This is a genomic window from Heyndrickxia ginsengihumi, from assembly GCF_011008565.1.
Classification (GTDB): Bacteria; Bacillota; Bacilli; order Bacillales; family Bacillaceae_C; genus Weizmannia; species Weizmannia ginsengihumi.
Genome location: NZ_JAAIWK010000005.1, coordinates 95,204 through 108,134, shown reverse-complemented (window position 1 = coordinate 108,134; position 12,931 = coordinate 95,204). Strand labels below are relative to the sequence as shown.

At 37.5% G+C, this 12,931-nt stretch carries 12 protein-coding genes; 3 read left to right on the top strand and 9 right to left on the bottom strand.

Annotated elements, in window-relative coordinates; all coding sequences use genetic code 11:
* Nucleotides 1-6: 6 nt before the first annotated feature.
* The 6 genes from hxlB to G4D61_RS05275 form a co-directional block, all read right to left on the bottom strand.
* Nucleotides 7-558, bottom strand: a complete 552-nt coding sequence (gene hxlB / locus G4D61_RS05300) for a 6-phospho-3-hexuloisomerase (protein ID WP_163173391.1) — start codon at nt 556-558, stop codon at nt 7-9.
* Nucleotides 555-1,175: a 3-hexulose-6-phosphate synthase gene (gene hxlA / locus G4D61_RS05295; RefSeq protein ID WP_163173389.1), complete on the bottom strand. Its 621-nt coding sequence runs from the start codon at nt 1,173-1,175 to the stop codon at nt 555-557. Before hxlA ends, hxlB begins: the two co-directional genes overlap by 4 nt.
* Nucleotides 1,172-2,461, bottom strand: a complete 1,290-nt coding sequence (locus G4D61_RS05290; RefSeq protein ID WP_163173387.1) for an MFS transporter — start codon at nt 2,459-2,461, stop codon at nt 1,172-1,174. Before G4D61_RS05290 ends, hxlA begins: the two co-directional genes overlap by 4 nt.
* A gap of 103 nt (nt 2,462-2,564) precedes the next feature.
* A complete protein-coding gene (locus G4D61_RS05285) occupies nt 2,565-3,527 on the bottom strand; it encodes a sugar kinase (RefSeq protein WP_163173385.1) in 963 nt (320 codons plus the stop codon).
* Complete coding sequence (locus G4D61_RS05280; RefSeq protein WP_163173381.1) at nt 3,524-4,264, bottom strand: sugar phosphate isomerase/epimerase family protein; 741 nt, start codon at nt 4,262-4,264, stop codon at nt 3,524-3,526. Before G4D61_RS05280 ends, G4D61_RS05285 begins: the two co-directional genes overlap by 4 nt.
* A gap of 92 nt (nt 4,265-4,356) precedes the next feature.
* Nucleotides 4,357-5,391 (bottom strand): LacI family DNA-binding transcriptional regulator, encoded by a 1,035-nt coding sequence (locus tag G4D61_RS05275; RefSeq protein WP_163173379.1) that lies wholly within the window; start codon nt 5,389-5,391, stop codon nt 4,357-4,359.
* A 400-nt stretch (nt 5,392-5,791) separates the two neighbouring features.
* Between G4D61_RS05275 and pxpB the strand changes: the two genes are divergently transcribed.
* The 3 genes from pxpB to G4D61_RS05260 are packed head-to-tail and all read left to right on the top strand — an operon-like array spanning nt 5,792 to nt 8,273.
* Complete coding sequence (gene pxpB / locus G4D61_RS05270) at nt 5,792-6,496, top strand: 5-oxoprolinase subunit PxpB (RefSeq protein ID WP_025727305.1); 705 nt, start codon at nt 5,792-5,794, stop codon at nt 6,494-6,496.
* Complete coding sequence (locus G4D61_RS05265; RefSeq protein WP_025727304.1) at nt 6,493-7,491, top strand: 5-oxoprolinase subunit C family protein; 999 nt, start codon at nt 6,493-6,495, stop codon at nt 7,489-7,491. The genes pxpB and G4D61_RS05265 overlap by 4 nt, the downstream gene beginning before the upstream one ends.
* Nucleotides 7,492-7,505: 14 nt before the next feature.
* A complete protein-coding gene (locus G4D61_RS05260) occupies nt 7,506-8,273 on the top strand; it encodes a LamB/YcsF family protein (RefSeq protein ID WP_025727303.1) in 768 nt (255 codons plus the stop codon).
* Nucleotides 8,274-8,542: 269 nt separating this feature from the next.
* On the opposite strand, the gene G4D61_RS05255 is transcribed toward G4D61_RS05260, so the two are convergent.
* From G4D61_RS05255 to iolI, 3 genes are all read right to left on the bottom strand, one after another.
* Nucleotides 8,543-10,933, bottom strand: coding sequence for an Ig-like domain-containing protein (locus G4D61_RS05255; protein ID WP_235929324.1), 2,391 nt, complete (start codon nt 10,931-10,933; stop codon nt 8,543-8,545).
* Nucleotides 10,934-11,164: 231 nt separating this feature from the next.
* Nucleotides 11,165-12,037, bottom strand: a complete 873-nt coding sequence (fba, locus tag G4D61_RS05250; RefSeq protein ID WP_025727301.1) for a class II fructose-1,6-bisphosphate aldolase — start codon at nt 12,035-12,037, stop codon at nt 11,165-11,167.
* A 32-nt stretch (nt 12,038-12,069) separates the two neighbouring features.
* A complete protein-coding gene (gene iolI, locus G4D61_RS05245) occupies nt 12,070-12,921 on the bottom strand; it encodes a 2-keto-myo-inositol isomerase (protein WP_025727300.1) in 852 nt (283 codons plus the stop codon).
* Between the last annotated feature and the right edge of the window lie 10 nt (nt 12,922-12,931).

Sequence of the window (12,931 nt, the reverse complement as noted above, 5' to 3'; positions counted from 1 at the left end):
TCCTCACTATTCTAGATTACTATGGCGTTGAAAGGCGTCCTCATTCCCCGATTGCTGTGTTTCCATTAGAGCCATACAAACTGCATCAAAATAAATATGGACTGCTTGATCAAATAACGAACTTAATGGCTGTTTACTTTGAATTTCTCCTTCTCTTCGATATTTCGTTGCAGCTGGTATATCAATTGTTTGATGAGAAAGGTTTGCAAGCGGCGATGCTGAATCAGAAGTAACACTGACAACGGTTACACCTGTTTTCTTTGCCTTCTCTGCCGTTTGGACTACGTTTGCTGTTGTTCCCGAACCCGATATTGCCACTAATACATCTCCGTCCTTAACGGATGGTGTGATCGTTTCGCCGACAACGTAAACTTGAAAACCTAAATGCATAAGCCGCATTGCAAACGATTTGGCAATGAGTCCTGAACGGCCCTCCCCTAAGACGAAAATTCTTGATGGTGTTGTTAACATGTCGACAAGTGTAGCGACATGTTGATTATTGATTTTTGAAAAGACAGTTTGAATTTCTGATAAAATAATTTCTGTTTCACGATTCATTTTAGCTTCCTCCATGCTTCTTTAATTTCCTTGGCTGCCTGACCTGGATCTTTTGCTTTACTAATAGCCGAACCAACGATTAATACATCAGGATTCATTTTGTTTAGCTCTGGGAGTGACGTAAGGGAAATCCCTCCTGCCACTGCAAGCTGCTGGTAAGAAGGGATTTTTTCTTGATCCCACACTGCTCGATCCCCTTCTTCTTGCTGATCTTTACTAATATGTTTGCAAACAATAACATCTTGCAGATGCTGAATAGTATGCCTATTGTCTTCACCTGTATTTAATAAATCAATCATCACTTTTTTTTCATATTTCTTCGCTACTTCTAAACACGTTTCAATCGTCACCATTGGCGCTGCTCCCATTACCGTAGCAATATCTGCTCCGGCATTAAAACAAAGCTCGAACTCATATTTAGCGTTATCAAATGTTTTTACGTCCGCAATAATTGTTTTATTAGGAAAGCGATTTTTTATCTCATAAATACTTTTGACCCCAAACTCTTTTATTAAAGAAGTTCCTACCTCAATCCATTCAACTTCAGCTTCTGCTCCGGAAGCGATTTCAATTGCTTCCGGAATAGAAAACCGATCCAACGCTAACTGTATAATCATTTTATTACCGCCTTTGCTTCAAATTCCTCTTTCACTTCTACTCGCTTTTGAGCTTTCACCAACAATGTTAAAATGACTGAGATCAGTAAGGCAATTGCCATAAACATAAAGGATGCTTTCGTTCCGCCTGTAGCACCATTTAAGAAACCAACAATATAAGCCCCGACAAAAGATCCAAGTGCACCCATACTATTGATTAAAGCGTTTGCACTACCAGCAACTTTTTTAGGTAAAATTTCTGGCATAATGGCAAAGAATGGACCATACGGTGCATACATAGCGCCTCCTGCAATAATTAGGAGCGCATAAGAAATCCAGAAATTAGAAGATCCAATCATATAACTACCATAAAAGGCAACTGTACCAATAAGTAATGACACCCATACAAATGTTTTGCGATTTAATGTTTTATCAGAAAAGTAGGATACTAGAATCATCGCAATCGTTGCTAATAAATATGGGGCTGCAGATAACCATCCTGTAGCAACAATATCCATATGGGAAGCTTCCTTAATCATAGACGGCAGCCACATGACAAAACCGTATACCCCAATACTCCAAGCGAAATATTGAATTGCAAGGAGAATGACTGTTTTAGAACGGAAGGATTCTTTATAACTAGCAACTTCTTTCAATCCTTTTTGTTCCTCACTCATCTCTTCTTCAATATTACGTTTTTCTTCATCCGTTAACCATTTTGCTTGACTAGGTTTATCTTGAACTAACTTCAACCAGAAAAATGCCCAAATGATTGCTGGTAAACCTTCTATTACAAACATCCCTCTCCAGTCAAGCGCTTTCAATAAATAGCCAGATACGATCGACATCCATAATACTGTAACCGGGTTACCTAAAATTAAAAAGGTATTCGCACGTGAGCGTTCTTCTTTTAAAAACCAATTACTTAAAAATACAAGCATCGCCGGCATAACGGCAGATTCTACAACACCAAGAAAGAAACGAATTGGATATAACCATGCCACATGGTGGACTAAACCTGTTGCTGAAGCCAAAAATCCCCATAAAATCATACTCCAAAAAACAAGCTTTTTTGCACTTTTTCTTTCAGCATAAATGGCACCAGGAATTTGAAAGAAGAAATAGCCTAAAAAGAATAAAGCTGATAAAAAGGATGCAACACCTGCTGTAATGTTCAAATCCCCTGCCATTCCACCAGCTGCACCAAAACTATAATTGGCACGGTCAAAATATGCCAAACTGTAAGTAATAAAAGCAATCGGAACCAAGTAGAAAAATCTTTTTTTGCTCGCTACGTTTTTCTCCATCATCATACACCCCTATAAAAAGATTTTGATCCTTATTGCATTTCTTGAATCATGTTGCCGTTATGCTCCGATGATTCACATCACCTCTTTCAAAAGGCTAGTTTTACGACCTTACAGCAGCCTTATTTTGTTGCATAAATGTCATGAGTTGCGCTCTTGTCGGCAAACCTTCTTTATCTCCAGCAGACATTGTTGCAAGTGCACCAATCGCATTTCCTCTTCTAGCTGCTTCAAATACAGATAAACCATCAAATAATCCACTTAAAACACCTACGGAAAAACCGTCGCCTGCACCTACCGTGTCAACAACCGTCTTAACATAGAAGCCTGGTATAATACCCTGTTCTTTTTCTGTAGCAACATATGCACCCTTTTCACCAATTTTGACAAATACAATTTTGACTCCTTTATTTAAATAGTGTGCCGCAATGTCCTCAGGACGATCATATCCCGTTAATACCTTTCCTTCAGCAACTCCCGGAAAGACATAATCAGCTTGGCATGCGAACGATTCAATCGTTTCAATCATTTCTCCTTCACTAGTCCATAGAGACGGTCGTAAATTTGGGTCAAATGAAATTGTGCTCCCTTCATTCCTAGCCTTATCTATGAGATAGCGACTTAATTCGCGAGTAGATGGTGAAAGCGCAAGCGGAATACCTGTTAAATGATAATGTTTCGCTTTCATCTCTGCTAACTCAGGAAAATCCTCCATTTTCATCTTGCTCGCAGCGGAGTTTTTTCGATAATATTGAACGAAAGGATCACCTGTTAATACTTTTTCTTTGAGCTGGAATCCTGTAAGGTGCTCTTTATCCTTTTTCACGAGAGTAGTGTTTACATGTTCTTTGTTTAATTCATGAATGATATAATCACCAAGCGGATCAGTACCCACCTTGCTCATCCAGCAAACATGATGTTTCAAGCGTGCTAAACCGATCGCTACATTTGTTTCCGCTCCCGCTAACTCCTTTGTAAATTCTGTAACTGTCGCTAAATCACCCGTCTCTTTTGCAATAAACATCCCCATTGCTTCTCCAAAAGTCATGACATCAAATATTGTCATCTTACATACACCCCTTCTTGTATGAACTGTATATAACATTCAACTTTAGATTTGATTGGAAATTCAAATGCCATCGTATGAGTTTTCGAGAACAGACTAAGAAAACGCTTCCATTTTTGGTTCAATGTATCATCTATTGCAATCGTTTCTAGTCCTTTTCCCGTTTCAATTACTTCTTTAATATGAATGTAAATCGTCTCATCCCGTAACATTTCAATAGCCGTTTCTGGATTTTCCCCCACATATACCCAATTACCGATATCACAAGTCAAAAAAATGGGAATCCTTGCACCATGACAAGTTGAAAAAAAGTTTACTAGTCTATCAATCCTGCCCCCTAATGCCGTTTGGTCATTCTCGATGGTAAAGGTAATTCCAGCCTCTGTAAAATAGTTGACAGCATCTCCCAAAGCACGAATATTTGATATGTTTTCCTTATAATCCCCCAATGAAAATTTGATCAATTCTGCCCCGAGTTCAATTGCTTCTTTATAAAAAGTTGTTAAATCAATGAGCTGATGTTCTTTTCCGAACAGTGCTATTGGACAAGAATAATACGCTTTTAAATTAAGTGCTGTCAGCATACGCTTAATCTCTCTTAAATTAGGAGTTTGTTCATTTAATAACTCCCTGCGAATCTCTACACCCTTTAGTCCAGCAGCTTTCACTTCAGAAAAAATTTCCTCATAATTTGTTTCCAATGGGAATGAATTCATTGTAATCAACAGATTTTCCATATTGCTTACCCCTTTGTTTGGGACCGATACCACTTTTAGTTATTGGGACCGATACCATTTTCTTGTGTAAATGATTTATCCTTTGCTGTAAGCTAAACTTTTGGAGTAGATCCTCTTTCAAATAGCCTTGTTTGGTATGCAACCGTTTGAACAGCTGTTTGCTCTCCGTTAATTCTTTTCAATATTAATTCTGCAACAGTTGATCCAATTTGATAAGTTGGCTGCACCATTGTTGTAATGCCTGACTCAATAGCTGCTGCCCAACTAGGATTATCAAAGCTCATTAAAGCGATATCTTTTGGAATTTGTAATCCTTTTTCTTTTATACTTAAAATAAGCTTTAATGCCACAACACTGTTTGCTGTTAAAATTGCCCTTGCCTGCCCCTTTGAATCAGCTAAAAATGCAGCAAGTTGACTATCCAACAAATCTTTATCATGAACATCCAACTCATAGATATCATTCAAACTTTGATGCTCTTCGTTCTCTATTTGTAGTGCTTCAAGAAAAGCTACATATCTTTCACGGCGCGGACTGATTTCTTGAACTGGTTCGGTAAAGTAAGCAATTCTTTCATACCCCTGTTTTAGCAAATAGGAAACTGCTTGCAATACAGCGTGATGGTTATCGATTCCGACTGTGTCAAAAGACAGTTCAGGAATTTTCCTATCCACAAGAACGATCGGTGTTTCCCCATTCCTCGAAAGTTCCTGTAAAAAAGCTTGATTTCCTCCTGTCGTTTGCACAAATACCCCATCAATTTGATGAGATTGGAGCATTGAAATATATTCACGCTCTTTTGATGGTTGATTGTCAGAGTTACAGATTAATAAACTATATCCGTGTTGCTTGCAAACATCCTCTGCTCCTCTTAATATCGCTGTCGTATATGGATTCGTAATGTCTGCAACGATAGCCCCGATTAAATAGCTGCGATTCCCCTTTAAACCTCGTGCTAAATTATTCGGTCTATAATTTAATTGTTGAATTACATGTTCAATTTTCTTTTGCGTTTTTGGTGAAATTTCATGAAAGCGGCCACCTAAATAACGTGAGACTGTTGATTTTGATACACCTGCTGCCGCCGCTACATCATAAATTGTCACTTTTGAATCTTCTTTTTTCATACTCTTCAACCATCCAATATTTAAAATGAAACCGATACCATTATTTTAGCAAACGCTTTCAATATGTCAATGATTTTTTAAAAAAGAAGTTAAATAAATTAGTAGATTTTTCTCTCCACATTTTCCATGTCATCGTTAAAGAGCAACAGTATACAATTAAGAAAACACATAATTAAAAATTAAGTGCACGCCAACGCGTTCCATCCCTTCTTCTTATTTTTCATATCTTAATTCATAAAATTTGATGAAAATGGGAAAGTTTGATACTTTCAATCATAACGGACATTGTGATTATATTGAATCATTAGAAAATTTACATTAAAATTTATATATCAGCAATGTTTTTCATTTTTCATCAATATTCTCATACAATACTATTTTAATGGAGGTGACAGATGTAATGGATTATCAATTATATCCTTTAGGTGACCAAGCAATTGTTATTGAAGTTGGAAATGATATTAACATAGAGACACATCGTTACATACAATTCATTTCTAATTATTTGGACGAATCCCCACCTGATTGGATGATTGAATATGTACCTGCATATACAACCGTAACGATTTTTTATAATCCTTTAGCTATCCATCAACATACAGTATTTCCTTATACATATGTCTGTAAAGAGCTTCACCACATTCTATCAACTTTAACAATCGATTCATCTCCAAAACACCGGATTGTTGAAATACCCGTTTGCTATGGCGGAGAATTCGGACCAGACTTAGCATATGTTGCTGAAATTAACGGACTGACACCAGAAGAAGTCATTGACATTCACTCATCAGGCGATTATTTAGTATACATGATCGGCTTTGCCCCTGGTTTCCCGTATATCGGTGGAATGTCTGAAAAGATTGCAGCGCCAAGGAGAAAATCGCCAAGATTAACAATTCCTGAAAGATCTGTTGGCATAGCAGGAAAGCAGACAGGCGTTTATCCTATTGAAACACCTGGGGGCTGGCAATTAATTGGACGAACTCCTATAAAATTGTTTCGCCCAAAAGGTGTATCGCCAAGCCTGTTAAAAGCAGGTGACAGCATTCGATTTAAACCTATTAGTCACGAAGAATACTTACAATTGGAGAAAGATGAATCATGATTACTATTTATAAACCTGGTCTGCTTACAACAATTCAAGATATCGGGAGATTTGGATTTCAAAAATATGGTGTAATTGCAAGTGGTGCAATGGATACACTGGCGCATAGAATCGCAAATTTACTCGTAGGCAATGAAGAAACAGCACCGACTATAGAAATGACTTTACTTGGCCCGACTATCCAATTTAACGAACCATCATTGATCTCTATTTGTGGCGGCAACCTATCACCAAAGATTGATAACAAACCTGTTCATTTATGGAAACCTGTGTTTGTGCAAAAGGGGAGTATGTTAACATTTGGTTCTGCAAAAAATGGCTGTCGTGCTTATCTTGCAATTGCCGGGGGTTTTTCAGTACCAACTGTAATGAATAGTAAATCCACATATTTAAGAGCAAACATCGGTGGCTATCATGGCCGTGCTTTACAAGCGGGTGACCAAATAATAGCAGCTTCCCCAACTGCGCTTTCTATGAAAATGTTGAATAGATTTAAAGAAATGGCCGGCAATCATGCTTTTAAAGAAATGGATTGGTCCGTATCAGCGGAATTAATTTCTTTTTATCATTTGAACTCCCCTATCCGCATGATGAAAGGGAGACAGTTTTCATTATTTACTCAGGAAAGTCAAGCAAATATTTTCCATCGTGCTTTTTCTGTTTCAACTGAATCAGATCGGATGGGATACCGTTTGCAAGGCCCATCGTTAGCATTAAAACAGCCGCAAGAAATGCTGTCAGAAGCAGTAAGCTTCGGCACCGTTCAAGTTCCTTCCGACGGAAATCCGATCGTTCTATTAGCTGATCGGCAAACGACAGGCGGATATCCTAAAATTGGACAAATTGCTTCTGCTGACTTGCCACTATTAGCGCAGGCAAAACCAGGCGACCAAATTCGCTTTGCAGAAATCAGTCTTGAAGAGGCTCAACAGCTCTATTTAGAAAGGGAAATAAAAATTCAACACTTAAAAAAAGGAATCCAACTAAAATTTTAATAGGAGTGAGAAACATGCATATTGTCGATATAAATTGTGATATGGGGGAAAGTTTTGGCGCTTATCAAATTGGAAGTGATGAAGACATCCTCGATTTTATTACATCTGCAAATATAGCCTGCGGATACCATGCTGGTGACCCAACAACGATGAGAAAAACGGTACAGTTGGCATTAGAAAAAAATGTCGGTCTCGGAGTTCACCCAGGATTGCCTGATTTAGTTGGTTTTGGAAGAAGAAATATGCAAATCTCTCCTCAGGAAGCTTATGATCTTGTCGTTTACCAAATTGGATCACTTTACGCATTCGCAAAATCAGAAGGGGGAACACTACAGCACGTTAAACCACATGGTGCACTATTTAATATGGCTGCCAAAAGTGCCCCTCTTTCTGAGGCGATCGCAGAAGCCATATACAAGGTCGATCCGGAACTGATCATGTTCGGTTTAGCTGGCAGTGAGCTTATTAAAGCCGGGAAAAAAATTGGTCTTCGTACTGCTAGTGAAGTCTTTTCTGACCGCACCTATCAAGAAGATGGCTCTTTAACATCTAGACGTGAAGCAAATGCATTAATAAAAAATCATGAAGCTGCTGTTAATCAAGTCATTCGCATGGTAAAGAAAGGAAAAGTAACGTCTTTACAAGGAACTGATATTTCCATTCAAGCGGACACAATTTGTATCCACGGAGACGGAGAACATGCCCTTGAATTTGCTCAATATATTACGAAAGCGTTAAAAGATGCTGGAATTTTAGTTAGAAAGATTAGTGAAATTGTTTAATATTTAAAAGAGCTAGGCACAAATGAAAGTGCCTAGCTCTTTATTAGGAAATAACTAATGAAAACCCAAATATGTGCTCCACCCCCGCTCCTGAAGAAATATACTTCGCTTTCCGCGGGCGGCTGGTGAGCCTCCTCGTGCTAATTGCACTGCGGGGTCTAACCGATGCCTATCCTCCCGCAAGGAGTCTACGTTTATTTCCGGAGCTGATTTATGCAATGCTCATCTTTAGCTAACCAATTTTGAGTTTCCCCAGCCTCTCTATCCAATTAGTATACTTTCACACTACGCGTCTTACTTTTATTGCCGGCTTTGTCCTTGGCATAAATCTTTAACGTTGCTCCTTTTTTCTGTTTCGATATTTTAATGTGATAGTACCCTTTTGAACTGGATTTCGCCTTTCCGAGATACTTGCTCCCTCTATAAACATAAACAGTCGCACTTTTTTCAGCTTTCCCTGTCACTTTCGTAGTTTTTGTCGTAACTTTATTGACCGATGGCATATGTGGTGCTATTTTGTCCGCAACTTTAAATGACTTGCTATGGCTCCTATTTCCTACTTTATCTGTAGCATATGCGACTAATACAGTACCTGCCTTCTGTTTTGATTTAATTTTAACAGATACATTTCCTTTACTGTTTGCCACGCCTTTTCCCAATACTATTTTTCCTCTGTATATAGTCAGTGTCGCCCCTGCCTCAATCTTTCCAGTTACCGTTGTTGAATTGTTCCCAAATGTATAGACTTTCGGTGTAGCTGGCGAAATTTTATCCACTACTTTTATCGTTTTACTAGCACTTTTGTTTCCCGCCTTATCTACAGCATACACTGTGAGCACAGTGCCTGCCTTTTGTTTTGCTTTGATCTTTATGGAAAAGCTCCCTTTATTACTAGCAATCCCATGGCCAAGCACCGTTTTTCCGCTTTTAATGAAAACGGATGAACCTTGTTCAGCTTTGCCAGTTATCGTTATAGCATTATTGCCAAAAGTGTACACAGTAGGTACTGCCGGCGGTGTTTTATCTACTACCTTGACAGAAACTGCAGCGCTCTTTTGCTGTAATGAATTTTCAGCATAAATAGTTAAAATTGATCCTGCCTTTTGCTTAGGAATAGGTTGAACTTTAAACATATCATGACTGTCTACAGTAGCCTGACCAATAACTTTAGAACCTGACTTAACAAAGACTTTATTATTCTCATACGCTGTACCGATAATGAAGTTACTATTATCGCCAATTTCTTGTACATTTGGTTTAATTGGTTGTGCACTGCTTTGATCGGTCGATAAAAGGGTATAAGTAATATCTGTCCCTTTATTGACGGGGATGCTTAAACTTTGTGAAGATGGAATTTGCTTTACAACTGCTCCCCCGCCTTTTAAATTCAAAGCTCCTCCACTATAAACTTTAGTCTGTAATGAATCAAAAGCTGGATCTCCTTTAAAACCATATAGACCAGAACGTTGCCGCAATATCAACGCCGCCCTAAAATCTGTCATGAATTTTCCAAATGTAAGATTTTTATCTATATATTTTTTAATAATATCTTGAACGGCTTGATAGTTGCTATTGGGATCATCAATTAATTCTTTAAAAATTTGATCTCCGTGCCCACATTGAATTTTTAAATACTCTATAAATAAATATGATAATGAATAATTGGCTAACGTATCTCCCGAATCATCCCAATTTAGTAAAGAATGCCCCTTCGTAATATCTGCATCTTCATTGTAATAGTCGATGCGATCTTGAAGGGATTGCTTTAAATACATTTGCTCCGCCGCCATTGAAAGTCCTTCATTCAGCCAAGTATCCATTTCGGGTTTCTGCTGAATCAATACTTTTTGGTTATAATTGATCATATGTTGAAATTCGTGAGCTAAAGTAGAATATGCTTCCGAAACATCTTTACTAGATCCTAGCCCCATCGATGGATACGTATCAATATAGAAAATTTCTGAGCGATTTGAATAAGAAGCAGTGGAGAGATCGCGGGGATCAAAATAGCCTGCAACATATCCTCCGTCACCGCTAAATCCATCTTGTATATCATAGACAAGAATATTAACTTTTTTATTTCCATCAACATCTGATTCATTTCCAAAATTTTCCACATCTAATGGGTAAATATGATCGTCAAATTCGCTTCCTAATTGCTTCGCTTCTGTTGCCGAAATTTCATTGTCGTTCACCCAGACTTGTGTACGGGAACCGTCATATAATAATGTCGCATTCATGCTCTCGTATTGGTCTTTTGCAATATTATAAGTCCAAAATTGCTTATGATCACCGACATCATATGATTGTTTTATAGATTTCGCATTTTCACTGAGAAGTTGATTTTTATATTTCTCTTCATCAAATGGCTTTACATAATCCATTTCATAGGCGTTTTTTGCAATGTGCTTATTAAACGTGTATTGATCATTATTAATTTGTATAGAATCAGAATTCTCACTTTTAGTTCCATTTGTTGACTCATTACTGATTAATTCATAATTTTTAGGAACTGAAGCTGCTTCCTTATTACTATCCTGATTTAAAGATTGTGTCACATCTTTAGAAGATCCACTGCTTGCGGACACTTCTATCGGCACAAAGGCGAACAGAATGATAAAGATAGCCGTATAACATATCTTCCAAAAACATACAAACAATGCTTATTCTCCCCTTTTTCCTTTATACTGCTAATTATAATAGTTTAAGAGAGGGAGAGGTTCGATTTTAACCAAAATTAATTACATACAATATTTTCCAGTTGATATTGCTGCTCATACATCACTTCAACCGTTGATATTGATAGCAGTCAAAAAAGGGCACTAATTTTTACAGTGCCCTTAAAAATTTATTGAAAAGCTACCCATGTAGATTCTTTTTCCGCAGACCGTTTAATCAACGTAACTTTTTTCTACTCTCTGACTTACATCAAATTCTTTCATTTTTGCTTTCACAGTAGTTTTTATTGCTTCTTTACCAGGTGTAAGAATCGCCCATGGATCATGTACTTTACTATCATTTATGAGCACTGTTCTGATCGCCTTCGCCCACGCTAATATACATTCCGTATTGACATTAATTTTTGCATGACCATATTTAATTGCTTTTTTAATTTGATAGTCTGGTATACCTGATCCACCGTGTAATACAAGCGGGATATTTGTTAACTCTGAAATATATTTCATCTCTGAAAACCCAAGCTTCGGTTCACCTTGATATTGTCCATGCACTGAACCAAGCGCAGCAGCTAATGCATCAATCCCCGCTTCATTGACAAGTCTTAAGCATTCATTTGGATCTGCATATTGGATCCCGCCAATAAGTCCATCCTCCATGCCACCGACTGTCCCGACTTCTGCTTCTACTGAGACACCGTTAGCCTTTGCATATTCAACAACTTGCTTTGTCATTACAATATTTTTATCAATCGGATAATGTGAACCATCAATCATCACAGAGGTAAATCCTGCGTCAATTGCTTCCTTACATCTTTCTACTGTTCTACCATGATCTAAATGCAGTGCTACCGGAACTGAAATGGACATTTCAGTTAAAAGTCCATTTACCATTCCAACGATCGCCTTAAACCCACCCAATTTATCTATAATTCTATCAGAAGCAGCTAAAATAACTGGTGCTTGTTCCTCTTCAGCCGCCTGTAAAATCGCTTGAGTCCACAGTAATCCATTTATATTGAAATGGCCAATTGCATATTGACCATCTTTCGCTTTTAAAACCATCTCTTTCATCGATACAAGCGTCACTTTGGCAGCATCCTCTCATTTCAAAGTCATATTTAGTTCTTAACTGCATTTAAATCGTAATATTTAGATATAACTTTTAGAGTCGTATCTTTAGCTGTTTTTATCGTTTCTTCCGCAGTTAACTGATAATATTCAGGACGAAATAGTTCGACAGAAACAACATCTGAATAGCCAATTGCTTTTAATGTTGATAGTATATTATCAAGATCAATTGCACCAAAACCCGGCCATACTCGATCTTCATCCGTTAAAATTCCGATTGGAAAATCCTCTGTATCGTCAATATGCAATATGAAAATTTTTGATCCATCCGCTTTTTTTAAGTCGTCCAGCTGTGAACCCATTGCATGAAAATGGAAACAGTCAAATACTAAACCTACGTTTTCACGATTAACCGTTTGAATAATGTCATATGCTTGAGCAAATGTATTAACCGTCGCCTGTGGATGTCCGATAAATTCAACAGCAATTTTTACATCATATGGTTCAGCAATCATAGATAACTCTTGCAGCACTTCTACGCAGCTCTTTTTAATCTCATTTTTTAATATTTTTTCTTCCGTAACTAACGGAACAGCCACAATATATTTCGCTCCAATTTTCGAAGCTTTTTCAACCATATCTTTAAATTTATCTATTATTGCTTTATGTCCAGCTTCATCGCGATTGTTGAAAAATATTAATGCATTGAGCGCCAATGGTTTAATATGATGTGTGTCAAAAAAATACACTAACTCCTCAAGCGTATGATTCTGTAAATATTCCGTCAATTTATCCTCTGTTCGAATTTCGATATAATCGTATCCTAGTTTTTCGCAGTATTCTAAATCCTTTATTAAATTTGAGTTTCGTAGTGTCGTAGCTTCATTAAATCCTAGTTTCATCATCAGCTCT

Bases quoted from the DNA above. Each gene is read 5' to 3' on its own strand.
- hxlB (WP_163173391.1), bottom strand. From the start codon at position 558: ATGAATCGTGAAACAGAAATTATTTTATCAGAAATTCAAACTGTCTTT.
- hxlA (WP_163173389.1), bottom strand. From the start codon at position 1,175: ATGATTATACAGTTAGCGTTGGATCGGTTTTCTATTCCGGAAGCAATT.
- G4D61_RS05290 (WP_163173387.1), bottom strand. From the start codon at position 2,461: ATGGAGAAAAACGTAGCGAGCAAAAAAAGATTTTTCTACTTGGTTCCG.
- G4D61_RS05285 (WP_163173385.1), bottom strand. From the start codon at position 3,527: ATGACAATATTTGATGTCATGACTTTTGGAGAAGCAATGGGGATGTTT.
- G4D61_RS05280 (WP_163173381.1), bottom strand. From the start codon at position 4,264: ATGGAAAATCTGTTGATTACAATGAATTCATTCCCATTGGAAACAAAT.
- G4D61_RS05275 (WP_163173379.1), bottom strand. From the start codon at position 5,391: ATGAAAAAAGAAGATTCAAAAGTGACAATTTATGATGTAGCGGCGGCA.
- pxpB (WP_025727305.1), top strand. From the start codon at position 5,792: ATGGATTATCAATTATATCCTTTAGGTGACCAAGCAATTGTTATTGAA.
- G4D61_RS05265 (WP_025727304.1), top strand. From the start codon at position 6,493: ATGATTACTATTTATAAACCTGGTCTGCTTACAACAATTCAAGATATC.
- G4D61_RS05260 (WP_025727303.1), top strand. From the start codon at position 7,506: ATGCATATTGTCGATATAAATTGTGATATGGGGGAAAGTTTTGGCGCT.
- iolI (WP_025727300.1), bottom strand. From the start codon at position 12,921: ATGAAACTAGGATTTAATGAAGCTACGACACTACGAAACTCAAATTTA.